This is a genomic window from Kitasatospora sp. NPDC059673, from assembly GCF_042734215.1.
In the GTDB taxonomy this organism is placed as follows: domain Bacteria; phylum Actinomycetota; class Actinomycetes; order Streptomycetales; family Streptomycetaceae; genus Kitasatospora.
The window spans coordinates 176556-199886 of record NZ_JBHWEN010000011.1 but is presented as its reverse complement, the minus strand read 5'-3'; the positions used below and the strand labels follow the sequence as shown (position 1 = coordinate 199886).

Genomic DNA, 23331 nt, shown 5'->3' with positions numbered 1-23331 from the left:
GGCAACGAGGTGTTGCCCGCTAACCCTTAATCCGACACGCTAGCCGGTCCGCCGAACACAGTCGCGACCAAGGTGGCCCCCGTGCGGCGTCGGCTGCCAGTGCGAGCCTTTACGATTCCTTGCTGTGCCTATGCCTGCTGACCTACCGAAACGCATCCTGATCGGGCGTGCGCTGCGCAGCGACAAGCTGGGGGAGACGCTGCTCCCCAAGCGCATCGCGCTGCCGGTGTTCGCCTCGGACGCCCTGTCCTCCGTGGCGTACGCGCCCGAGGAGATCCTGCTCACGCTGTCGCTGGCCGGCGCCGGGGCGATCCACTTCTCCTGGCAGATCGGTGTCGTGGTCGCCATCGTGATGCTCGCGGTGGTCGCCTCGTACCGGCAGAACGTCCACGCGTACCCCAGCGGCGGCGGCGACTACGAGGTCGCCACCGTCAACCACGGGCCGAACTCCGGCCTGGTGGTGGCGAGTGCGCTGATGGTCGACTACATCCTGACCGTGGCGGTGTCCACCACCTCGGGCGTGGCCAACGTGGTGTCGGCGGTGCCGGCGTTGCGCGGGCACGAGATGGCGCTGTCGGTCACCCTGGTCATCCTGCTGATGGGCATGAACCTGCGCGGTGTCCGCGAGTCCGGGTCCGCCTTCGCGATCCCGACGTACGCGTTCATGGTGGGCGTGCTCGGCATGGTGGTCTACGGCATGGTGCGGCACTTCGGGTTCGACGCGGCGCTGCCCGCGGAGAGCTCGGCGTTCCACCTGGAGGCGACGCCCGGGAACGGGGCGCTGGGCGGGTTCGCGCTGGTGTTCCTGCTGCTGAAGGCGTTCTCCTCGGGCTGTGCGGCGCTGACCGGTGTGGAGGCGATCTCCAACGGCGTGCCGGCCTTCCGCAAGCCGAAGAGCAAGAACGCGGCGACCACGCTGCTGATGATGGCCAGCATCGCTGTGACGATGTTCATGGGCATCATCTACCTGGCGCACCTGACCGGGACGCAGATGGCCGAGAACCCGGCCGAGCAGCTGATCGGCGCGCCGGAGAACTACCACCAGAAGACCGTGCTGGCGCAGATCTCCGAGGCGGTGTTCTCCAACTTCACCCCGGGCTTCTACTTCGTCGCCGGCACCACCGGCCTGATCCTGGTGCTGGCCGCGAACACCGCGTTCAACGGCTTCCCGGTGCTCGGCTCGATCCTCGCCCAGGACCGCTACCTGCCGCGGCAGCTGCACACCCGCGGCGACCGGCTGGCGTTCTCCAACGGCATCGTGCTGCTCGCCGGTGCGGCCATCCTGTTCATCGTGGCGTTCGGCGCCGACCCGAACCGGCTGATCCAGCTGTACATCGTCGGCGTGTTCGTGGCGTTCAACATGAGCCAGTCCGGCATGATCCGGCACTGGACCCGGCTGCTGAAGACCGAGACCGACCCGAAGAAGCGCGCCCGCATGCAGCGCAGCCGGGCGATCAACACCTTCGGCCTGGTGATGACCATGGCCGTGCTGATCGTGGTGCTCGCCACCAAGATCGGCCACGCCTGGATCGCGATCGCGCTGATGGTGGTGCTGTTCGTGATGATGAAGGCGATCCGCCGCCACTACGACAGCGTCAACTCCGAGCTGAAGGCCGCCGAGGAGCCCGAGGACGTCGCCCCGCCGACCCGGGTGCACGCCGTCGTCCTGGTCTCCAAGCTGCACAAGCCGGCGCTGCGCGCCCTCGCGTACGCCCAGCTGTCCCGGGCACACATACTGGAGGCCGTCACCGTCAACGTGGACCCGGCCGACACCGTGGCGCTGCGCCAGGAATGGGACGAACGCGGCATCGACGTGCCGCTGAAGGTCCTCGACTCGCCGTACCGGGAGATCACCGGCCCGGTGCTGGACTACGTCAAGAACCTGCGCCGCGACAGCCCGCGCGACGTGGTCGCGGTCTACATCCCCGAGTACGTGGTCGGCCACTGGTACGAGCACCTGCTGCACAACCAGAGCGCGCTGCGGCTCAAGGGACGTCTGCTGTTCAAGCCCGGTGTGATGGTGACGTCCGTACCCTGGCAGTTGGAGTCCTCGGAACGGCGCAAGGCGCCCAAGGCGTGGTCCGCGCCTGGCGCGGTGCGCCGCGGCGAGCCCCGCCCGCAGGCCGGGCGGGCCACCGGGGAGTCCTCGGGCGGCAAGGACGAAGCCGCGCCGCGCGACTGAGCGGCGCAGCCCGTCCGGCCTCCTGATGGCCTTCAATGGGCCCGTGGCGGATCGTTCCCGGTCTGCCACGGGCCGCCGTTGTTCTCCACCGTCCGTCCCGTCCGTCCGTCCGTATGTTCGTCAGTCCGTCGTTTCGTCGTTCCGTATCGCGTAAGGAAGCGCCCCGTGACCCGCAACAACCCGCCCCGCTCCTCCGGTCGCCAGGGCCGCCCCGGCCGCACGTCCGGCGCCAAGCCCGGGCAGGTGGCGCACCCGCGCTGGAGCAGCCGGCCCTCGCGGCCCGAGGCCACCGACCGGGAAGGCAACACTGCCCGCAGCCTGCCGCCGGTGCCCGGCGAGCAGCGGCCCGCGGCGGAACGGCCGGCGCAGGGGAAGGGCGCGCCGGGCGGGAAGGGCGCGTCCGGCGGCAAGGGCGGGCAGGGTGGCCAGGGCGGGCAGGCGAAGAAGGCCGAGCGGCAGGGGCGCAAGCCCGGTGCGGTGCGGGCGTCGAAGGCGCTGCGGTCCGCCCAGCCGGTGCTGCGGCAGCCGTCCGGCGACCCGCTGGTCGGCGAGCGCTACGAGGTCGAGGTCGGGCCGGTCGCGCACGGCGGGCACTGCGTGGCCCGGCACGAGGGCCGGGTGCTGTTCGTCCGGCACGCGCTGCCCGGTGAGCGGGTGATCGCGCAGGTCACCGACGGCACCACCACCTCGCGCTTCCTGCGGGCCGACGCGGTGGAGGTGCTGGAGGCCGCCAAGGAGCGGATCGAGGCGCCCTGCCCGTTCGCCGGCCCCGGCAAGTGCGGCGGCTGCGACTGGCAGCACGTCACCCCCGGCGGGCAGCGCAAGCTCAAGGGCGCGGTGCTCACCGAGCAGCTCGCCAAGCTGGCCGGCCTCACCCCCGAGGAAGCCCGCTGGGACGGCTCGGTCGAGCCGGTCGGCGGCAAGCTCCAGCCCGGCGAGGTCCCGGCCTGGCGCACCCGGGTGCAGTACGCCGTCGGCGAGGACGGCGCGATCGGGCTGCGCAAGCACCGCTCGCACGACATCCAGCCGATCGACCGCTGCCTGATCGCCGCGCCCGGCGTCACCGAGCTCGGCATCGAGTCCCGCGACTGGACCGGCATCGCCTCCGTCGAGGCGATCGCGGCATCCGGCTCCTCCGACCGGCAGGTGATCCTGCGGCCGCAGCCCGGCAAGCAGCTGCCGCTGGTCGAACTCGACCGGGAGGCCTCGATCGCCCGGATCGACGAGCAGGACCTGTTCCACCGCGTGCACGGCCGCGCCTTCGTCCGCGAGCGCGCCGCCGGCCGCACCTGGCGGGTCTCCAACGGCGGCTTCTGGCAGATCCACCCCGAGGCCCCGGACACCCTGGTCGACGCCGTCCTCACCGGCCTCGACCCGCAGTGGGGCGAGATGGCCCTCGACCTGTACTGCGGCGTCGGCCTGTTCGCCGGGGCGCTCGCCGAGCGGGTCGGCGAGGACGGCGCGGTGCTCGGCATCGAGTCCGGCAAGCAGGCCGTCCTGGACGCCCGGCACAACCTTGCCGCGCTGGAGAACGTCCGGATCGAGTGCGACAAGGTCGAGACCCTGCTGCCCCGCACCGGCATCACCTCGACCGACCTGATCGTCCTCGACCCGCCCCGGGCCGGCGCCGGCCGCGACACCGTCGCCCACCTCTGCTCGCTCTCCGCCCGCCGCATCGCCTACGTCGCCTGCGACCCCGCCGCCCTCGCGCGCGACCTGGCCTTCTTCCGCGAGGGCGGCTACCGGCCGGTCTCGCTGCGGGCCTTCGACCTGTTCCCGATGACCCACCACTTCGAGTGCGTGGCCATCCTGGAGCCGATCGCCGGCCGGCAGTAACCGAACCACCGTCAGCACGGGCGCGGGAGCCTCTCCCGCGCCCGTGCGGCGTTTTGGGGCGTGGCCGGTTTTCGTGGGGGCGCGGGCGGACAGGGTTGGGGGAGTGGGGGTGCGGCCGGTTTGCGCCCTTGTTGTGCTAGCACCTCGGCGCTAGCTTGAGGTATGGCCAAGAAGCAGCTGAACGTCAGGGTGGATGCGACCACCGCCGAGATGGCCCGCGAGCGGGCCGAACAGCAGGGGATCAGCATGAACCAGTACATCGAGCGTCTGGTGCAGCAGGACATGGGCGAGGCGGGGCGCAATTTCGTGGATGCCGCGGCGCAGTTCATGAAGGAGCACGAGGCGGCGTTCCTCGCCGAGTTCGGGTCGCCGAGCGAACTCCAGGACGTGCGCCGTTGAAACTTGAGGTCGACCTCTCGTGGCTGCTCATGACCGCGGAGCAGTACACGCCCGGTGACCCGCAGGTCACCGACTACGGATCGCTGCTCGCGGCGGTCACCAGGCACCAGGCCGAGATCTTCGACATCGCCGTCTACCCGGAGCCGCAGGACCGTGCGGCCGCGCTGATGCACCAGCTGATCCGGGTCCCCGCGCTGGAGCGCAACAACGAGCTGTTCGCCACCGCCGTGGCCTACGCGTACCTGGTGGCCAGCGGCTGCCGGGTGGCGACCACCGCGCGGGAGGTGCGCAGCCTGGCCCGGGCGATCCGGGAGGGCAAGCTCGGCATCACGGGCGTGGCGGAGCGGCTGGCGATGTGGGTGGTCGACGAGTCGGAGGAGGAAGAGGTCGGCGACGACGGCGAGGAGTGAGCCGTCGGCACGCCGGAGCCGGTGGGGTCAGGGGCAGGGAGAGCGACGAGGCGTCCGCAGCCGGGATACCCTCGACGTTCCCCCGGCCCCTGACGATCCCGCGAGGATGCGACCGAGTTGCTGCAGGACATCGAGCCCTATCTGGTCTGCCCGCACTGTGCCCACCCACTGACCCTGGACGGCCGCACCCTGCGCTGCCCGCAGGGCCACAGCTTCGACCAGGCCCGGCAGGGCTACGTCAGCCTGCTGGCCGGTGACGCGAAGGCGGGCACCGCCGACACCGCGGAGATGGTCGCCGCCCGCAGCGAGTTCCTGGCGGCCGGCCACTACCGTCCGCTGGAGCAGGCGCTGGCCGAGGCCGCGGCCGGCGTCGCGGCGGACACCGGCCTGGTGGCCGACCTGGGCGCGGGCACCGGCCACTACCTGGCGCGGGTGCTCCAGGCGCGGCCCGGCGCGGCGGGCGCGGCCCTCGACCTGTCGAAGTACGCGCTGCGGCGCGCCGCGAAGGCGCACCCGAGGATCGGTGCGGTGGTGTGCGACGCCTGGCGCCCGCTCCCGTTGCGGGACGGTGCGGCGGACGTGCTGCTGAACGTGTTCGCGCCGCGCAACGGGCCGGAGATGCGGCGGGTGCTGCGCCCGGGCGGGCGGCTGTTGGTGGCCGCGCCGACCTCCCGCCACCTGCGGGAGCTGGTGGGCGCGCTGGGCCTGTTGTCGGTGGACGAGGACAAGGACCGGCGGATCGAGGAGAAGCTCGGCCCGTGGTTCGCGCCGGTGGGGCGCACCGAGGTGGAGTTCACCCTGCGGCTGTCGCGGGCGGACGCCGCCGCGGTGGTCGGGATGGGGCCGAGCGCCTGGCACACCGACCCGGCCGCGCTGGCCGCCGCACTGGACGCGCTGCCGGAGCCGGTGGAGGTCACCGGTTCGGTGCGGATCACCGCGTACGAGTGACACCCCGCGGGCCGGGGACAGGTGGGGACTCGAAGGGGTGAAAGGGCGTCAGGAGAGACGTTTCTCCAGCTCACTGCGCGCCTAAAGTGCTCCGGGTGACCAGCGAAGCCCCCTTGGCCCCGCCCCCGGTCGGGCCGCCCGACCGCTCCTCCGTCCAGCCGGGCCGGCGCCCGCCCGCCCCCCTGGTGAAGCGCCCGACCGTCGAGGAACTGCGACTGACGTCCTTCAAGTCCTACCGGCGCGCCACCCTGCCGCTGTTGCCGCTGACCGTCCTGCACGGCCCGTCCGGGGCGGGCAAGTCCAATGCGCTGGACGCCCTCTGCGTGCTCTCCCGGCTCGCCCTCGGCGAGGAGATCAGACCCTCGCTGGACGGCATCGGCGGTATCGGCGGGCCGCTCGCCACCCCGGTGCGCGGCGGACTGATCGGCTGCGTGCCGCACGGACGCAACGCGATCATCCTGGGCTGCACCGTCCGCTCCAGCATCGGGCCGGTCCGGCTCGAAGTGGTGGTGCGCACCGACGAACGCGTCCGGATCGCCCGCGAACTGCTCACCCTCGACGGCCAGACCCTGATGGAGACCGGCGAACAGGACCTCACCCGCGGCCGGGTCAACGTCACCTGGCACAACGATTCCCGGCAGGGCGACATTAGCGCCCCACTGTCCAGCAGCAGCCTGATCACCGCCCAACTGCCGCTGCGGGTCGCCGGATCGTCCAAGGGCGAACGCAAGGTGCTCGCCGCCTCCGAACAACTGCTCACCGCCCTGCGCGAAGTGTTCAACCTGCACCCCGTGCCCGCCGCCATGCGCGGCTGGGCCCGGCCCGAACCGCAGGCCCGGCTGCTCGGCACCGCCGCCAACATCTCCGCCGTCCTCGGCCGCCTCAAACACGAATGCCAGCGCCGCTGGGCCCGGCTGCTGCGCACCGTCCAGGCCGCCGCTCCGCACCCGCTGCTCGGCCTGGACATCGCCCGGCGCGGCGAGGGCGCGCAGCAACGGCTGATCGCCGTCTTCGACGAGGGCGTGCTCGGCCGCACCGGCGCCGACCAGGCCTCCGACGGCATGCTGCGGCTGCTCGCCTTCGCCGCCGTCCTGCTCACCGGCGCCGACGTCATCGATGTTGACCCGGCCGGCGAAGTTCCCGACGCACACCGGCAGTTGGTGCTGCTCGCCGAGGACCTCGGGGCCGGACTGGCGGCCGAGCAGGTCGGCGCGCTGCTGCGGCTGGCCCGCGAGGTCACCGGCAAGGGCGACATCCGGCTGCTCGCCACCCTCCAGGAACCCGGGCCCGCGCTCGGCCTGGACGGCGTCGAACTGGTCGAATGCCGGCGCGATCCCGCCACCGGGCACAGCCTGCTGCGCCGCACCGAACCCACCCCCCGGGTGCCCGCCCAGGGCACCGCGCCCGACGAGGCCGCGGTGGTAGACCTGGGGGAATGAGCGACGAACTGACGGTGCCCGAACTCCAGCGGCGACTGGCCGAGTTCGCGGCCGCCCGGAACTGGCAGCCGTTCCACACCCCGAAGAACCTGGCCTCGGCGCTGACCGTCGAGGCCGGCGAACTACTGGAGATCTTCCAGTGGTTGACGCCCGAACAGGCCGATGCGGTGATGGCCGACGCGGACGCGGCGCACCGCGTCCGCGACGAGGTCGCCGATGTGCTGGCCTACCTGCTGCAGCTGTGCACCGTGCTGGAGGTGGATCCGCTGCGGGCGCTGGCGGAGAAGATCGAGCGCAACGAGAGCCGGTTTCCGGCGGCCGGGGGCGGCTCGTAGTTCGGTGCGCCGTCGCCGTTCGCTGCGGGTTTCCGGTTCTTTCGTCGAGGGTCGTGGCGGGTTCCCGGTGGGTGGGGAAATCATCCGGATTTCCCTCCTGCGGGGGACGGGAGTTTTCCACAGGGCCGGGTTGTCCACAGGTGCGAGGAATGCGCTGGGAGCACCCGGCCGTCGGCGGCACGCTGAGCCCTGACCGACCTACCGCCCGACCGGCGGCGGTGGCGGCGAACGAGGGGAGCGCGCCGTGGAGGCACTGCGACTGATCAAGACCGTCCGGCATGCCCTGGCCGAGGCCCGGGCGACGGGGGACATCCTGCACCAGGCCTGGCAGTCCGTCCTGCTCACCGAGGCCGTCGGCGCACGGCTCGCCGACCACGACGGCGAGGAGTTCGCCGTCCTCGGGCAGCAGCTCTCGGAGGCCGGGGCGCACACCGCGAGCTGCCTGAGACAAGCGCCCGATCCAGGCCTCGACGGGCCCGGTGGCACGCTCGGCGGCGGGCTCGTGGGCGGGCTCGGCGACTGGTCCGGGCCGGGGCCGGCCGAGCGGCTCACCGAACTCGGCGAGCTCGAACCGGTACTGGTGGAGCTGGCCGGGCTGCTGTCGGAGACCAGCGAGAACCTGGTGGTGCTGGCCTGCGGCGCGGAGACCGAAAGCCTGTACTGGACCTGCATCGACGGGCTCGACGCGAGCTCCGAATGTCGAGATCTGGTCGCCGAGTTGCTGCGCGAGCAGCGGCGGGTCACGGCGGCCGACGAGGCGTCACCGGAAAGCCCGGACGATGTGGAGGGCGGGGCCGGGGGAGCGTCGTCGGCGGCATTCGCCGCATCGTCGGAGGAGGAGACGGTGCCGGGCGGGGCCCGGCGGGAGGGGGAGCCGAGGCTCGTGGTCCCGCTGGGCCCGCCGGTTCCGGTGGCGTGCGCTCAGTCGCGGGCCGAGTCGTCCGGCTCGCTCCGGGGTGCGGTGTCCCGCAGTTCGGAGTCGAGTCCGGCCAGGTCGGTGTTGATCGAGGCGAGCAGTTCCTGCATCTGCTCCAGCAGCGACTTGTTGGTGACGGGCGCGCCGCCCGTGGGGGTGCCCGGGGTGGGCGGCTCGGTCCAGGGCTCGGACATGAGGGGGCCCCTTCAGCTCGGTGGTGCGGTGTGAAGCGCCGGGGGTCGACGCCGCCGGTCCAACGAGCCCCCGCCGCACGCGGTCACCCCGGACCACCCGTAGAGGTCCAACCCTCGGGCCCGGTCAGCCCCAGGGGTGAGCCGAGTTTGCGAGCCCGGCCCCCACTCGGCTACAGCACCGAGCGGGGAGCGGGACGCCGTGGCGGCCGTCGGGCGGCTGCCGGACAGCCGCACCGCGGCTGCTGAACGGAGATGACCTGGAAGGAGGTCAGTTGTGCGAGTGCAGATCCGCGTTCAGGCCGCCCCACGAACCGGTGCGGGCGATCACCTCGACCGCACCGGACTGCGAGTTGCGGCGGAACAGCAGGTTGTCCTGGCCGGACAGCTCCACCGCCTTCGCCACCCTGCCGTCCGGGGCGGTGACCCGGGTGCCGGCGGTGACGTACAGGCCCGCCTCCACCACGCAGTCGTTGCCCAGCGAGATACCGATGCCCGCGTTGGCGCCCAGCAGGCAGCGCTCGCCCACCGAGACGACCTGCTTGCCGCCACCGGACAGGGTGCCCATGATCGAGGCGCCGCCGCCGATGTCGCTGTGGTCGCCGACCACCACGCCCGCGCTGATCCGGCCCTCCACCATCGAGGTGCCCAGGGTGCCGGCGTTGAAGTTGACGAAGCCCTCGTGCATCACGGTGGTGCCCTCGGCCAGGTGCGCGCCGAGGCGGACCCGGTCGGCGTGGGCGACGCGCACTCCGCTCGGCGCCACGTAGTCGGTCATCCGCGGGAACTTGTCGATGCCGTACACCGCGAGCTGCCCGCCCTGGGCGCGCACCGCCAGCCGGGCCTGCTCCACATTGCCCACCGGCACCGGGCCGATCGACGTCCAGGCGACGTTCGCCAGCAGGCCGAAGATGCCGTCCAGGTTCTGGCCGTGCGGCTTCACCAGACGGGAGGAGAGCAGGTGCAGGCGCAGGTAGACGTCGTGCGCGTCCAGCGGCTTCTCGTCCAGCGAGGAGATCACGGTGCGCACCGCCACCACCTCGACGCCGCGCCGTGCATCGGCGCGCAGCGCCTCGGCGGCGCCCGGGCCGAGCGCCTGCTCGGCCTCCTCGGCGCTCAGCCGGACGGTGCCGGACGGGCCGGGGGCGGCGGCCAGCTCGGGCGCGGGGAACCAGGTGTCGAGAACGGTGCCGTCGGCGGCGATGGTCGCCAGGCCGACAGCCACCGCACCGTTTACGGAAGTGGAGGTCTCAGCAGTCACATCCCGCACGTTAACCAATTGGGGCAAGGGCTGACCAACACGCTCACCGGACGGACAAAACCTGATGCCCTGGAAGAAGCCCACGGGCCATACTCGACCGGGTGTTCGTATCCATCTCCACCACCGGCACTGCCGAGAATCCTGCCTCCGACCTGGGCTTCCTCCTGCACAAGCACCCCGACAAGGTGCAGCGGTTCACCACCGCGCACGGCACCGCGCACGTCTTCTACCCCGAGTCCGGTGAGCACACGTGCACCGCCGCGCTGCTGCTGGAGGTCGACCCCGCGGCGCTGCTGCGGCACGGCCGTGGCAAGGGCCGTTCCGGCTCGCCCGACCTGGCGCTCGCCGAGTACGTCAACGACCGGCCGTACGCCGCGTCCTCGCTGCTCGCGGTGGCGCTGCGCACGGTGTTCCGGTCCGCGATGAAGGGCGAGTGCACGCACCGCCCCGAACTGCCCGGCCGCGCCATGCCGTTGCGGATCTCGCTGCCCGCCGTCCCGGTGGCAGGCGACGGACCGGCCCTGGTGGAGCGGCTGTTCGCCCCGCTGGGCTGGCAGGTCGAGGCGACGCCCGTCCCGCTGGACGAGTCCTTCCCCGAGTGGGGCGACTCCCGGTACGTGCGGCTCGAACTCGCCGGCACCCTGCGGCTGGCCGACGCCCTGCAGCACTTGTACGTGCTGCTGCCGGTGCTGGACGGTGCCAAGCACTACTGGGTCGCGCCCGACGAGGTCGACAAGCTGCTGGCGGCCGGCCAGGGCTGGCTCGCCGACCACCCCGAACGCGCCCTGATCGTCCGCCGCTACCTGTCCCGCCGTTGGTCGCTGACCAGGCTCGCCACCGAACGCCTCGCCCTGGCCCGGCTGGCCGAGGCCGACGACCGCGAGGCCGAGGAGATCGACAACGCTGTACCCGACGCCCCGGAGGAGGTGACCGCCGCCGACCCGACTGCCGACCGTGAGGCCGGTCCGACCGCCGACCCGATCACGGCCCCCACCACGAACCCGACCGCCGACCGTGCGGCCGACCTCCCTGCCGACGCCGCGCCAACTCCGGTGCAGGCGGAGCCGACTGCCGAGCCGGAGCCGGGGCACCCCGCTGCCGCCGACGAGGCGACCGGGCGCGGTGAGTCGCTGGCCGCCCAGCGGCGGACGGCGATCCTGGCCGCGCTGGCCCGCACCGGTGCCGCCCGGGTGCTCGATCTGGGCTGCGGCCAGGGCGAGTTGGTGGGCGCGCTGCTCAAGGAGTCGCGGGTGACCGAGGTACTGGGGGTGGACGTTTCCTCGCGGGCGCTGACGATCGCCGCCCGCCGGTTGCGGCTGGACCGGATGTCGGAGCGTCAGGCGAGCCGGGTGCGGCTGGTCCAGGGCGCGCTGACGTACACCGACGCCCGGCTGAAGGGCTACGACGCGGCGGTGCTGTGCGAGGTGATCGAGCACCTCGACCTGCCCCGGCTGCCCGCGCTGGAGTACGCGGTGTTCGGTGCGGCCCGGCCCGCCGCCGTCGTGGTCACCACCCCGAACGCCGAGTACAACGTGCGCTGGGAGAGCCTGCCCGCCGGGCACCTGCGGCACGGCGACCACCGGTTCGAGTGGAGCCGCGCCGAGTTCACCGCCTGGGCGGCGCGGGTGGCCGACAACTACGGCTACACGGTCGCGTTCGAGCCGGTCGGCCCGCTCGACCCCGAGGTCGGTGCACCCACCCAGCTCGCGCACTTCCGCCTTGCCGAGCCCACCACGGCACCTGGACGTCCGGCCGCATCCACTGCCGGCACCACAACAACAGCCGCGACAACGACCACCGACCGCACCGACGCCCCGTCGAACGACCTCGCCCCGGAAGGGAGCGCGAACCGATGACCACCGAAACCCCGGAGGCCGAAACCCCGGAGATCGGCGCCCCGACCGGCCGGCGCCTCCCCGTCACCGATGTCTCGCTGGTGGTGCTGATCGGCAGCACCGGCTCCGGCAAGTCCAGCTTCGCCCGGAAGCACTTCCTGCCCACCCAGGTGATCTCCTCGGACTACTGCCGGGGGCTGGTCTCCGACGACGAGAACGACCAGTCCGCCTCGACCGACGCCTTCGACCTGCTGCACTACATCGTCGGCAAGCGGCTCGCGGCCGGCCGGCTCACCGTGGTCGACGCCACCAACGTCCAGCAGCACGCCCGCCGCGCGCTGATCGCCCTCGCCCGGGAGCACCACGTACTGCCGATCGCGATCGTGCTGGACGTGCCCGCCGAGGTGTGCGCCGAACGCAACCGGGCCCGGCCGGACCGGCAGCTGCCCGCGCACGTGATCCCACGCCACCAGCGCGACCTGCGGCGCTCGTTGCGCGGCCTGGAGCGCGAGGGCTTCCGCAAGGTGCACGTGCTGCGCGGGGTCGAGGAGATCGAGCGCGCCGAGATCGTCCCGGAGAAGCGGTTCAACGACCTGCGGCACCTGACCGGCCCGTTCGACATCGTCGGCGACATCCACGGCTGCCGCTCCGAGCTGGAGACCCTGCTCGGCCGGCTCGGCTACGCGATCGTCCGCGACGAGCAGGGCCGCCCGATCGATGCCGCGCACCCGGACGGCCGGACCGCCGTGTTCGTCGGCGACCTGGTCGACCGCGGCCCCGACAGCCCGGGTGTGCTGCGCCTGGTGATGGGCATGGTCGCGGCCGGCCACGCCCTCTGTGTGCCGGGCAACCACGAGAACAAGCTCGGCCGCTGGATGGACGGCCGCAAGGTCACCGTCTCGCACGGCCTGCAGGAGACGATCGACCAGCTGTCCGGCGAGAGCGAAGAGTTCCGTGCCCAGGTGCGGTCGTTCATGCGCGGCCTGGTCAGCCACTACCTGCTGGACGACGGTGCGCTGGTGGTCTGCCACGCCGGTCTGCCAGAGAAGCTCCACGGCCGGGCCTCCGGCCGGGTCCGCTCGCACGCGCTGTACGGCGAAACCACCGGCGAGACCGACGAGTTCGGCCTGCCGGTGCGCTACCCGTGGGCCGAGGAGTACCGCGGCCGCGCCCTGGTGGTCTACGGCCACACCCCGGTGCCGGTGGCGAGCTTCCTCAACAACACCATCTGCCTGGACACCGGCTGCGTCTTCGGCGGCAGTCTCACCGCGCTGCGCTACCCGGAGCGGGAGATCGTCGCCGTGCCCGCCGAACAGGAGTGGTACGAGCCGGTCCGCCCGCTGCGCGGCGACGCGCCCGGCGGCCGGGAGGGCCGTCCGCTCGACCTCGCCGACGTGGCCGGCCGCCGCGTGGTGGAGACCAGGACGCTCGGCAACGTCGCCGTCCGGGAGGAGAACGCCGCCGCCGCGCTGGAGGTGATGAGCCGCTTCGCGCTCGACCCGCGGCTGCTCGCCTACCTGCCGCCGACCATGGCACCCTCGCCGACCTCCCGTCGCGAAGGCTGCCTGGAACACCCCGAGGAGGCGTTCCTCGCCTACCGGCACGACGGGGTGCGGCAGGTGATCTGCGAGGAGAAGCACATGGGCTCGCGCGCCGTCGTCCTGGTCGCCCGCGACGACACCGCGCTGGACAAGCGCTTCGGCCTGCCCGGCCCGGGCGCGATCTGGACCAGGACCGGCCGCGCCTTCCTGTCCGACGATCAGCTCACCGGCGCGATACTCGACCGGCTGCGGGCCGCCGCCGAGCAGTCCGGCCTGTTCGACGAACTCGACACCGGCTGGCTGCTGTTGGACGCCGAGCTGATGCCCTGGTCGCTGAAGGCCGTCGAGCTGCTGCGCCGTCAGTACGCCGCGGTCGGCGCGGCCGCCGGCGCCGCCCTGCCCGCCGCGCTCGACGCCCTCACCAAGGCCGCCGCCCGCGGACTGGACGTGACGGAACTGGCGGAACGCCAGCAGCAGCGCAGCACCGACGCGCTGGCCTTCACCGAGGCGTACCGGCGCTACTGCTGGCCGACCGAGGGGCTCGACGGCATCCGGCTGGCCCCGTTCCAGCTGCTCGCCGCCGAGGGCGCCAACCTGGCGCTGCGCCCGCACACCGAGCACCTCGACCTGATCGACCGCCTGGTGGACGCCGACCACCGGCTCGCGGCGGAGACCAGCGGCATCACCCCGGTGCTGCACCGCACCGGGCGGATGCTGGTCGACACCGAGGACGAGTCCTCGGTGGCCGCCGCCGTCGCCTGGTGGGAGGAGCTGACGGGCGCGGGCGGCGAGGGCATGGTGGTCAAGCCGGTCGAGGCACTGCACCGGGACGGCACCGGGCGGCTGGTCCAGCCCGGACTGAAGGTCCGCGGCCGCGAGTACCTGCGGATCATCTACGGCCCGGACTACACCCGGCAGTTGGACCGGCTGCGGCAGCGTTCGCTGGGCCACAAGCGCTCGCTCGCCCTCCGTGAGTACGCGCTCGGCCTGGAGGCGCTGGACCGGCTGGCGGCCGGTGAGCCGCTCTGGCGGGTGCACGAGGCGGTGTTCGCGGTACTGGCCCTGGAGTCCGAGCCGGTCGACCCCCGCCTCTGACACCCGGCACTCATGTCGCGCTCGGTGCGGACGGTTCCGCCGTCCGCACCGGCCCCGGCGGCCGTGAGTGGGCCCGACGTTGCATGAATATTCGAATACTCGTATACACTTCCCGTCTCAGTCCGTTGACCGACCCAGGAGACCGGTATGGCGTTCAACCTCCGGAACAGGCACTTCCTCAAGGAGACCGACTTCACTCCCCAGGAGTTCCGTCACCTGGTCGGCCTCGCTGCGCAGCTGAAGGCCGCCAAGTACGCCGGTACCGAGCAGCCCCGGCTGCGCGGCAAGAACATCGCCCTGATCTTCGCCAAGACCTCCACCCGCACCCGGTGCGCGTTCGAGGTGGCGGCCCACGACCAGGGCGCGTCCACCACCTACCTGGACCCGGCCGGCTCGCAGATGGGCCACAAGGAGTCGGTCAAGGACACCGCCCGGGTGCTGGGCCGGATGTTCGACGGAATCGAGTACCGGGGCGACGGCCAGGAGATCGTCGAGGAGCTGGCGGCCCATGCGGGTGTCCCGGTCTGGAACGGTCTGACCGACGAGTGGCACCCCACCCAGATGCTGGCCGACGTGCTCACCATCCAGGAGCACTCCACCAAGCCGCTGAACGAGATCACCCTGGTCTACCTCGGCGACGCCCGCTCCAACATGGGCAACTCGCTGCTGGTCACCGGTGCGCTGTTGGGCATGGACATCCGGATCGTCGCCCCGGCGCAGCTGTGGCCGTCGGAGGATGTCCAGAAGGCCGCTCACACGCTGGCCGAGGCCAGCGGCGCCCGGGTCACCCTGACCGAGGACGTGGCGGCGGGCGTGGCCGGGGCGGACTTCCTGTACACCGACGTCTGGGTGTCGATGGGCGAGCCCAAGGAGGTCTGGGCCGAGCGGATCGCCCTGCTGAAGCCCTACCAGGTCTCGATGGACACGGTGCGCGCCACCGGAAACCCGGCGGTCAAGTTCCTGCACTGCCTGCCGGCGTACCACGATCTCGGCACCGAGATCGGTCGGCAGATGTTCGAACTCACCGGCATGTCCGAGCTGGAGTGCACCGACGAACTCTTCGAGTCGGCGCACTCCGTGGTCTTCGACCAGGCCGAGAACCGGCTGCACACCATCAAGGCCGTGATGGTGGCGACCCTCGGCTCCTGATCACCGCTCCCGGCTGTCGGCCGGACGCCGGTCAGAAGTCGACGTCCACACAGCCGACCCGGTCGGTGGGGGCGTGCGATCCGGCGTCGGTGCCGGCGTGCAGCACCAGCGAGTGCGCCTCGTCGTGCCGGAACGTCCAGGGGACGGCCGCCGAGGCGTCGCCGGCCCCGCCGGGGTCGGTGCGCACCGTCATCCGCACCTCGTTGTCCTCGGCGTCCAGGCCCGCCACGTGCTGGTAGTGCGGCCCGGACGCCGCCGGGTCGGTGCCGCAGTAGCCGGTGTGCACGTGGGCCGGGAATTCGTGCGGGCCGGACACCCCGGCGATCTCCACCGCGACGGTCGTCCGGCCCTCCTCGCGGTGGACGGTGACCCGCACCTGCGCGCCGTACGGCACCAGCTCGGGTGCGTGGGTGATCGCCTTGGCGGGGACGATGCCGTTCGCACGGTCGAACTGGGCGTCCACCACCTGGTCGGGGACGGCCGCCACGGCTGTCCCACCAGGGCGAGGGGCGGCGCCGGGGACGCCGGGCGGCCCGATCGGCAGCAGAGTGAGCGGCACCAGCAGTGCACCGGCGGCAGAGGACAGGGGCATCGCGAACCTTCCGACGGACCGTCAGGGAACACCGCCCACCGTGGCGGCCGTCCGCCCCGCCCCGCACGCCGCCGTGCCGCACCGCCACCCGCAACCACCCGTACGAGAACGCCCGGCCCAGCGCGGGCCCGAAGCGGCAGGCCCCGGACCGGCCGGAGGTCTCAGCCCGCGGCTGTGATGCCGCGGATCTCGCAGCGCGGCCCGCTGGCGCGCATCAGCCGCAGGTCGGCGGTGATCAGCGGGGCACCGCAGTACTCGGCGACCGCGACATAGGCGGCGTCGTCCGGGGTCAGGTTGTCCTTGAGTTCCCAGATCCGGTCGAGCAGCGGGGCGATCTCCACCTTGCGGATCGTCAGCTCCGACAGCCGGCGGGCGATGTCGGCCGCCTGCGCGGCCGTCACCTCCTTGGCGAGGTAGAGCCCGCGCAGGGACTGCATCACCTCGATCAGCACATGCTCGGGCGCGACCCAGTCGGGGTCGGCGGCCAGCGCGGCCCGGGCCGCGGCCCCGCGCGGCCCCTGGTCGGCGAGCGAGAGCACCACCGCAGAAGCGTCCACCACGATCACCCGCCCACGGTAGCCCGCCCGTGTCGCAGCACGGCACCGGGGTGCCCAACCGCCGCTCCCACCACCCAGGTGCGTGCCCACCGCACAGGTCCGCCCCCACCGCGCAGGTCCGTGCCCACCGCGCAGGTCCGCCCCCGCCACGCAGGTCCGCTCCCAGCACCCAGGTCCGTGCCCGCCGGGCACCAGGGCGCCCCGCTACGGCGTGGTCCCGTCTCCCGTCGGGCCCTGGCTCGGCCAGGTGCCTGTGCCCGAATCCGGCGTCCTGAGCGACGGGCTCGGCTGGTCCACCGGGACCTGGTGGGTGAAGGTCTTCACCTGCTGCTCGGCGAGCTCGGCCTGCCGGCGGTCGATGGTGGGCTGCCAGTCCGTGGAGAGCGCCCACTTCGAGACGGTGCTCAGGGGCACCGCCGGTTCCGTCCCCGCCATACCTGTGACGGAGAGGGAGATCTGAACGCCGTCGCGCGGCCGCCGGAGCTTCGTCGCGTAGCCGATCTGCTGGCTGTCGCTTCGGAAGGTGTACATCACTCCGTACTCGCCGTTGAGGCCCCTGACGGGTTCGCAGAGCCCGGTGCCGGGGCGGTCGGCGCAGTCGAGACGTTCGGAGGTCGGCAGCGGCCCGTTGCCGGCGGCCAGCACTTCGATCTCGATAGTGCTGATCCGCTTGGTGCCGCGCTCGTGCACGCGGGCGACGATGACGGTGCGCCGGTCGGTGCTGACGGGGTTGGCGTTGCTGCTCCAGCTGTCGACCACCAGGTCGGGTCCGATCAGACGGCCGAGCACGACCATGCCGGCGGCGCCGGTCAACGGCACCGGGTCCGGCGGCAGGGTGGCCTCCGGTGCGGGGGCGGATGGTGCCGAGTTGCCGGCGCCGGGGGAGACGGCGGCGGTGGGCGTGCCGGGGCGCAGCAGCAGTCCGCCGCCGAGCGCCAGACCGGCGACCGCGACGACGGCCCCGCCGAGTGCGGCCCGCCGTCGCCGCCGGATGGCGCTGCCCTCGGCGGTGGCCCCGGCGACGAGCAGGCCGAGGTCGGGCACGGCGTCGCCGACGGCCCATTCGAAGACGTCGCTCAGCTCCGGCTCGGCCTCGGGCTGGGGCATGGGGGTCTCTCGCTTTCTGGTGGTCGGGCGGTCGGGTCGCGGGGCAGCCGACCGGCCGGTTCGGAGACGGGGGAGTGGCGCGGGCTCGGTCACGACGCCAGGGTGTCCAGCTGCGGGGCGAGTTGACGGCGTAGCCGGGTGAGGGCGCGCAGCGCGCGGACCCGGACGGTGCCGGGGGCGAGCTGGAGTTCGGCGGCGGTCTCCTCGACGCTGCGGTCCTCCCAGTACCGCAGCACCAGCACGGCCCGGTCCTTGGGCGGCAGTTCGGCGAGTGCGGCGAGCAGGGCGACGCGCAGTGCCGGGTCGGTGTCGGGGGCGGCCTGTTCCGGGAGGTGGTCGAGGCCGGGCAGTTCGGTGCTGCGGCGCAGCCGCCGGTGCGAGAGGTAGCAGCGGAGCAGGACGGTGCGGGCGTAGGCGACCGGGTTGTCGGCCTGCCGGACGCGTCCCCAGGAGGCGTAGATGCGGGCGAGCGCGGTCTGGGTGAGGTCCTCGGCGAGGTGCCAGTCGCCGCACAACAGCAGGGCGGTGCGGAACAGTGCGGTGCCGCTGGCGTGCGCGAACTCCTCGAACTCGCGCCGCTCCTCGGCCCGTCGCCGCCCCATCGCCATCCGCACCCCTTGCCACGTGCCGCGTTCCGGCGGCCCGCCAGCCGTTTGCGGCGCCGCTCAGTACATGAAGACAGATGCCCCGGGGCTGCGGTTGCGTTACAGGATGTGCCGGTGAAGTTTGGACGGAGCCATGCACTATGGTTTATCTCGACATCGAGATACATTCCGCGTTAGACTTTATCTTGACGTCAAGATACTTGCCGAGAGGCGCAGGCCCCGCGTTCGGCGGGCCTCCATCTTCGGCCCGGTAGGCGGCGGCCGTCAGGTCAGCCAAGGCTTACCTTATCACCGGGTGGACCAAGAAGGAGTCAGTCGTGTCCGCGAACAGCTTCGACGCCCGCAGCTCGCTGCAGGTGGGCGACGAGTCGTACGAGATCTTCAAGCTCTCCGCCGTCGAGGGTTCCGAGCGGCTGCCGTACAGCCTCAAGGTCCTGCTGGAGAACCTGCTCCGCACCGAGGACGGCGCCAACATCACCGCCGACCACATCCGCGCCCTGGGCGGCTGGGACCCGACGGCCGAGCCGTCCGAGGAGATCCAGTTCACCCCGGCCCGCGTGATCATGCAGGACTTCACCGGCGTGCCCTGCGTGGTCGACCTGGCCACCATGCGTGAGGCCGTGAAGGAGCTGGGCGGCGACCCGTCCAAGATCAACCCGCTGGCGCCGGCCGAGCTGGTCATCGACCACTCCGTCATCGCCGACAAGTTCGGCACCCCGGACGCCTTCGTCCAGAACGTCGAGATCGAGTACGGCCGCAACAAGGAGCGTTACCAGTTCCTGCGCTGGGGCCAGACCGCGTTCGACGAGTTCAAGGTCGTCCCGCCCGGCACCGGCATCGTCCACCAGGTCAACATCGAGCACCTGGCCCGCACGGTCATGGTCCGGGGTGGCCAGGCGTACCCGGACACCTGCGTCGGCACCGACTCGCACACCACCATGGTCAACGGCCTGGGCGTGCTGGGCTGGGGCGTCGGCGGCATCGAGGCCGAGGCCGCGATGCTCGGCCAGCCGGTCTCGATGCTGATCCCGCGCGTGGTGGGCTTCAAGCTGAACGGTCAGCTGCCGGCCGGCACCACCGCCACCGACCTGGTGCTCACCATCACCGAGATGCTGCGCAAGCACGGTGTGGTCGGCAAGTTCGTCGAGTTCTACGGCGAGGGCGTCACCTCGATCCCGCTGGCGAACCGCGCCACCATCGGCAACATGTCGCCGGAGTTCGGCTCGACCTGCGCGATCTTCCCGATCGACGCCGAGACCATCAACTACCTGAAGCTCACCGGCCGCGACGCGCAGCAGCTCGCCCTGGTCGAGGCGTACGCCAAGGAGCAGGGCCTCTGGCACGACCCGTCGGTCGAGCCGGTCTACTCCGAGTACCTGGAGCTGGACGTCTCCACCGTCGTCCCGTCGATCTCCGGCCCGAAGCGCCCGCAGGACCGCGTGATCCTGGCCGAGGCCGCCGAGAAGTTCGCCGAGGCGCTGCCGACCTACTCCGCCGAGGCCTCGAAGCCGACCGCCGTCACCGCCGCCGACGGCTCGTCCTACGAGATCGACAACGGCGCGGTCGTGATCGCCTCGATCACCTCCTGCACCAACACCTCCAACCCCTCCGTCATGCTGGGCGCCGCCCTGCTGGCGAAGAAGGCGGTGGAGAAGGGCCTCACGGTCAAGCCGTGGGTCAAGACCACCCTGGCGCCCGGCTCCAAGGTCGTCATGGACTACTACGAGAAGGCCGGCCTGCTCCCGTACATGGAGAAGCTGGGCTTCAACCTGGTCGGCTACGGCTGCGTCACCTGCATCGGCAACTCGGGCCCGCTGCCCGAGGAGGTCTCCGCTGCGGTGAACGAGTCCGACCTGGCGGTCGTCTCGGTGCTCTCCGGCAACCGCAACTTCGAGGGCCGGATCAACCCGGACGTCAAGATGAACTACCTGGCCTCCCCGCCGCTGGTGGTCGCCTACGCCCTCGCCGGCAACATGAACATCGACCTGACCAAGGACGCGCTGGGCCAGGACGCCGACGGCAACGACGTCTTCCTCGCCGACATCTGGCCGTCGGAGCAGGAGGTGGCCGATGTGGTCGCCGGCTCCATCGACCAGGACATGTTCACCAAGGACTACTCGGACGTCTTCGCCGGCGACCACCGCTGGCAGTCGCTCCCGGTCCCGACCGGCAACACCTTCGAGTGGGACGCCGAGTCCACCTACGTCCGCAAGCCCCCGTACTTCGAGGGCATGGCCAAGACCCCGAGCCCGGTGACGGACATCGCCGGCGCCCGCGTGCTGGCCAAGCTGGGCGACTCGGTCACCACCGACCACATCTCCCCGGCCGGCAACATCAAGCCGGGCACCCCGGCGGCGCAGTACCTCACCGAGCACGGTGTGGAGAAGCGTGACTTCAACTCCTACGGCTCGCGCCGTGGCAACCACGAGGTCATGATCCGCGGCACCTTCGCCAACATCCGCCTGCGCAACCAGATCGCGCCGGGCACCGAGGGCGGCTACACCCGCGACTTCACCCAGGCTGACGCGCCGGTGTCGTTCATCTACGACGCCTCGCAGAACTACCAGGCCGCGGGCATCCCGCTGGTGGTCCTGGCCGGCAAGGAGTACGGCTCCGGCTCGTCCCGCGACTGGGCGGCCAAGGGCACCGCGCTGCTCGGCGTCAAGGCCGTCATCGCCGAGTCCTACGAGCGCATCCACCGCTCCAACCTGATCGGCATGGGCGTCCTGCCGCTGCAGTTCCCGGCCGGCCAGAACGCCGACTCGCTGGGCCTGACCGGCGAGGAGACCTTCGAGATCACCGGTGTCACCGAGCTGAACGAGGGCCGCACCCCGAAGACCGTCAAGGTCAAGGCTGGCGCGGTCGAGTTCGACGCGGTGGTGCGCATCGACACCCCCGGTGAGGCGGACTACTACCGCAACGGCGGCATCCTGCAGTACGTGCTGCGCAGCCTGATCGGCTGACAGAGCGTCACTGAAGAGCCGCACCGCTCCCGCGTGGAGTGGTGCGGCTCTTTGCCATTTCCGGGCGGCCGGGCCGGCAGCGACAGCCCGGAGGTGGCGACCCGTAAGGCCCGCTACGTTCAGGGCAGCATGATCGTCGCTCTGGACAAGGGGCTTCGGGACGACTGAGACTGAGGGTCCGTCAGGCGATCACCGCGCGCAGCTTTGCCGTCACAGTTCCCTAACGTGATGCGCGAAGCTGCGCGTTTCTATGTTCAAACGAACATAACCGCGCTAGATTCGCGATCAGGTCTGGCGCGGACACGTAATGTGCAGGGTCCCTGCACATTGCACATGCTGCACCGCCGACAACGCTTTGACTGTCAGGTTTGTTATCAGACCGGCGGCCTATTGCTGTCAGATGAACAGTGGACTATACCTTTGCGCATCATCACACCGCCTCTGACCGGCATATTCGCCGCTGGGCACCTTTCGGGCCAAGGAAGTTGACGCGACGTCAACTCCGGCTCACATCTTCTGGAACTGAGGGGTTAGGGCACGCATGGGCTCTGCAACTGAGTACAACCGCCGCGACCTGTTCAAGCGCGCGGCCGCGATCACCGTCCTGGCGGCCGGCAGCAGCTCGCTGCTCGCGGCCTGCGCCGGCGGTACCGGGAGCTCCGACAAGGGCACCAAGGCGGCGAGTGGCTTCAACCTGAGCGACGCCAAGAACCCGTTCGGGGTCAAGGACTCCGACGGCCTCGAGGTCTTCATCTTCGACGGCGGCTACGGCAACGAGTACGCCAAGGCGTTCGAGGCGATCTACTCGAAGCAGTTCCCCGGTGCGAAGGTCAACCACCAGGCCGACAAGGACGTCACCGGCAAGCTTCAGCCGCGCTTCAACGCCGGCTCCCCGCCGGACGTCATCGACGACTCGGGCGCCAAGCAGATGAAGCTGGACGTCCTCGCGGACTCCAACCAGCTCACCGACCTGGCCCCGCTGCTGGACGCGCCCTACATCGACGACCCGTCGAAGAAGGTCCGCGACGTGCTGATGCCCGGCACGATCGAGTCCGGCACGGTCAAGGGCAAGGTCTACAACCTGTCCTACGTGTACACCGTCTGGGGCTGGTGGTACTCCGGCAAGCTGTTCAAGGACAACGGCTGGACCGCGCCGAAGACCTGGGCCGAGTTCATCACCCTGTGCGAGCAGATCAAGGCCAAGGGCATCGCCCCGGTCGCGCACCAGGGCAAGTACCCGTACTACATCAACGTCGTCATGATGGACATGATCGCCAAGCAGGGCGGCCTGGACCTCATGAAGCGGATCGACACCCTCGACGCCACCGCGTGGGACGACCCGGCCGTGAAGACCGTGCTCGACGCGTTCTACCAGATCGTCGACAAGGACTTCCTGCTCCCCGGCACCAACGGCATGACCCACACCGAGTCGCAGACGGCGTGGAACCAGTACAAGGCCGCGTTCATCCCGTCCGGCTCCTGGCTGGAGAACGAGCAGCTGCCGACCACCCCGGCCGACTTCGACATGAAGTTCCTGCCGATGCCGTCGCTGCCCGGTGACAAGCTGCCCTTCGAGGCCATCCGCGCCGGTGCCGGTGAGCCGTTCATCGTCCCGTCGAAGGCCAAGAACGTGGCCGGCGGCCTGGAGTTCCTGCGGATGATGCTGACCAAGGAGGCCTCGGGCAAGTTCGCCCAGACCGCCAACAGCCTCACCTGCCTGAAGGACGGTGTCGGCCCGGAGGTCCAGCTGAAGCCGGGCACCGCCTCCACCGTGGTGGCGCTGAAGGCCGCGGGTGCCAACACCTTCAACTTCCAGTACATCAACACCGCGTCCAAGTTCGACGAGGACCTGCAGAACGCCTCCGGCGAGCTGATGGCCAAGCGCATCGGTCCCGACGAGTGGATCAAGCGCGCCAAGGAGTCGGCCGCCAAGAACAAGACCGCCTGATCGGTCACTCGATCAGCGCACC

18 protein-coding genes are annotated in these 23331 nt (G+C 71.5%); 13 read left to right on the top strand and 5 right to left on the bottom strand.

From position 1 onward, the window contains the following. Nucleotides 1–130: 130 nt before the first annotated feature. From ACFV18_RS15890 to ACFV18_RS15855, 8 genes are all read left to right on the top strand, one after another. Nucleotides 131–2182 (top strand): APC family permease, encoded by a 2052-nt coding sequence (locus tag ACFV18_RS15890; protein WP_380483475.1) that lies wholly within the window; start codon nt 131–133, stop codon nt 2180–2182. A 495-nt stretch (nt 2183–2677) separates the two neighbouring features. Next, nucleotides 2678–4018 (top strand): class I SAM-dependent RNA methyltransferase, encoded by a 1341-nt coding sequence (locus ACFV18_RS15885; RefSeq protein WP_380483473.1) that lies wholly within the window; start codon nt 2678–2680, stop codon nt 4016–4018. A 162-nt stretch (nt 4019–4180) separates the two neighbouring features. After that, nucleotides 4181–4417, top strand: a complete 237-nt coding sequence (locus ACFV18_RS15880; protein ID WP_035862820.1) for a toxin-antitoxin system HicB family antitoxin — start codon at nt 4181–4183, stop codon at nt 4415–4417. Further along, nucleotides 4414–4827: a hypothetical protein gene (locus tag ACFV18_RS15875; protein WP_043914018.1), complete on the top strand. Its 414-nt coding sequence runs from the start codon at nt 4414–4416 to the stop codon at nt 4825–4827. The genes ACFV18_RS15880 and ACFV18_RS15875 overlap by 4 nt, the downstream gene beginning before the upstream one ends. Before the next feature lie 117 nt (nt 4828–4944). Continuing rightward, nucleotides 4945–5775: a putative RNA methyltransferase gene (locus tag ACFV18_RS15870; protein ID WP_380483445.1), complete on the top strand. Its 831-nt coding sequence runs from the start codon at nt 4945–4947 to the stop codon at nt 5773–5775. Between the two features lie 95 nt (nt 5776–5870). Beyond that, nucleotides 5871–7214 carry an AAA family ATPase gene (locus ACFV18_RS15865; RefSeq protein ID WP_380483443.1) on the top strand — a complete coding sequence of 448 codons (1344 nt, stop codon included), beginning with the start codon at nt 5871–5873 and terminating at the stop codon, nt 7212–7214. Further along, nucleotides 7211–7549, top strand: coding sequence for a nucleotide pyrophosphohydrolase (locus ACFV18_RS15860; protein WP_380483441.1), 339 nt, complete (start codon nt 7211–7213; stop codon nt 7547–7549). Before ACFV18_RS15865 ends, ACFV18_RS15860 begins: the two co-directional genes overlap by 4 nt. Before the next feature lie 244 nt (nt 7550–7793). Beyond that, the gene (locus tag ACFV18_RS15855; protein WP_380483439.1) at nt 7794–8693 is read left to right on the top strand and encodes a DUF6099 family protein; all 900 of its coding nucleotides are present in this window, start codon (nt 7794–7796) and stop codon (nt 8691–8693) included. 234 nt (nt 8694–8927) lie between these two features. Here the strand turns inward: ACFV18_RS15855 and dapD are convergent, their stop codons facing one another. Beyond that, nucleotides 8928–9917, bottom strand: coding sequence for a 2,3,4,5-tetrahydropyridine-2,6-dicarboxylate N-succinyltransferase (gene dapD / locus ACFV18_RS15850; protein ID WP_380483437.1), 990 nt, complete (start codon nt 9915–9917; stop codon nt 8928–8930). Between the two features lie 101 nt (nt 9918–10018). Between dapD and ACFV18_RS15845 the strand changes: the two genes are divergently transcribed. From ACFV18_RS15845 to argF, 3 genes are all read left to right on the top strand, one after another. Continuing rightward, complete coding sequence (locus ACFV18_RS15845; RefSeq protein WP_380483435.1) at nt 10019–11773, top strand: 3' terminal RNA ribose 2'-O-methyltransferase Hen1; 1755 nt, start codon at nt 10019–10021, stop codon at nt 11771–11773. Next, nucleotides 11770–14388, top strand: coding sequence for a polynucleotide kinase-phosphatase (locus ACFV18_RS15840; protein ID WP_380483433.1), 2619 nt, complete (start codon nt 11770–11772; stop codon nt 14386–14388). Before ACFV18_RS15845 ends, ACFV18_RS15840 begins: the two co-directional genes overlap by 4 nt. 147 nt (nt 14389–14535) lie before the next feature. Next, complete coding sequence (gene argF / locus ACFV18_RS15835; protein WP_380483431.1) at nt 14536–15537, top strand: ornithine carbamoyltransferase; 1002 nt, start codon at nt 14536–14538, stop codon at nt 15535–15537. Between the two features lie 31 nt (nt 15538–15568). Here the strand turns inward: argF and ACFV18_RS15830 are convergent, their stop codons facing one another. The 4 genes from ACFV18_RS15830 to ACFV18_RS15815 all read right to left on the bottom strand — a co-directional run bounded on the left by ACFV18_RS15830 (nt 15569) and on the right by ACFV18_RS15815 (nt 18401). After that, nucleotides 15569–16129: a hypothetical protein gene (locus tag ACFV18_RS15830; protein ID WP_380483429.1), complete on the bottom strand. Its 561-nt coding sequence runs from the start codon at nt 16127–16129 to the stop codon at nt 15569–15571. 161 nt (nt 16130–16290) lie between these two features. Next, nucleotides 16291–16695, bottom strand: a complete 405-nt coding sequence (locus tag ACFV18_RS15825) for a type II toxin-antitoxin system VapC family toxin (RefSeq protein WP_380483427.1) — start codon at nt 16693–16695, stop codon at nt 16291–16293. A gap of 195 nt (nt 16696–16890) precedes the next feature. Beyond that, nucleotides 16891–17793 (bottom strand): hypothetical protein, encoded by a 903-nt coding sequence (locus tag ACFV18_RS15820; RefSeq protein WP_380483425.1) that lies wholly within the window; start codon nt 17791–17793, stop codon nt 16891–16893. Between the two features lie 89 nt (nt 17794–17882). Continuing rightward, nucleotides 17883–18401 carry a SigE family RNA polymerase sigma factor gene (locus tag ACFV18_RS15815; RefSeq protein ID WP_380483423.1) on the bottom strand — a complete coding sequence of 173 codons (519 nt, stop codon included), beginning with the start codon at nt 18399–18401 and terminating at the stop codon, nt 17883–17885. Between the two features lie 314 nt (nt 18402–18715). Here ACFV18_RS15815 and acnA point away from each other — a divergent pair, with 314 nt between their 5' ends. Continuing rightward, on the top strand, nt 18716–21361 hold the full coding sequence (gene acnA, locus ACFV18_RS15810; protein WP_380483421.1) for an aconitate hydratase AcnA: 2646 nt from the start codon (nt 18716–18718) through the stop codon (nt 21359–21361). 541 nt (nt 21362–21902) lie between these two features. Then, nucleotides 21903–23309, top strand: coding sequence for an N-acetylglucosamine/diacetylchitobiose ABC transporter substrate-binding protein (gene ngcE / locus ACFV18_RS15805; RefSeq protein ID WP_380483419.1), 1407 nt, complete (start codon nt 21903–21905; stop codon nt 23307–23309). Nucleotides 23310–23331: the final 22 nt, after the last annotated feature.

Bases quoted from the DNA above. Each gene is read 5' to 3' on its own strand.
- ACFV18_RS15860 (WP_380483441.1), top strand. From the start codon at position 7,211: ATGAGCGACGAACTGACGGTGCCCGAACTCCAGCGGCGACTGGCCGAG.
- ACFV18_RS15840 (WP_380483433.1), top strand. From the start codon at position 11,770: ATGACCACCGAAACCCCGGAGGCCGAAACCCCGGAGATCGGCGCCCCG.
- ngcE (WP_380483419.1), top strand. From the start codon at position 21,903: ATGGGCTCTGCAACTGAGTACAACCGCCGCGACCTGTTCAAGCGCGCG.
- ACFV18_RS15830 (WP_380483429.1), bottom strand. From the start codon at position 16,129: ATGCCCCTGTCCTCTGCCGCCGGTGCACTGCTGGTGCCGCTCACTCTG.
- ACFV18_RS15815 (WP_380483423.1), bottom strand. From the start codon at position 18,401: ATGGCGATGGGGCGGCGACGGGCCGAGGAGCGGCGCGAGTTCGAGGAG.
- ACFV18_RS15890 (WP_380483475.1), top strand. From the start codon at position 131: ATGCCTGCTGACCTACCGAAACGCATCCTGATCGGGCGTGCGCTGCGC.
- ACFV18_RS15880 (WP_035862820.1), top strand. From the start codon at position 4,181: ATGGCCAAGAAGCAGCTGAACGTCAGGGTGGATGCGACCACCGCCGAG.
- argF (WP_380483431.1), top strand. From the start codon at position 14,536: ATGGCGTTCAACCTCCGGAACAGGCACTTCCTCAAGGAGACCGACTTC.
- ACFV18_RS15820 (WP_380483425.1), bottom strand. From the start codon at position 17,793: ATGCCCCAGCCCGAGGCCGAGCCGGAGCTGAGCGACGTCTTCGAATGG.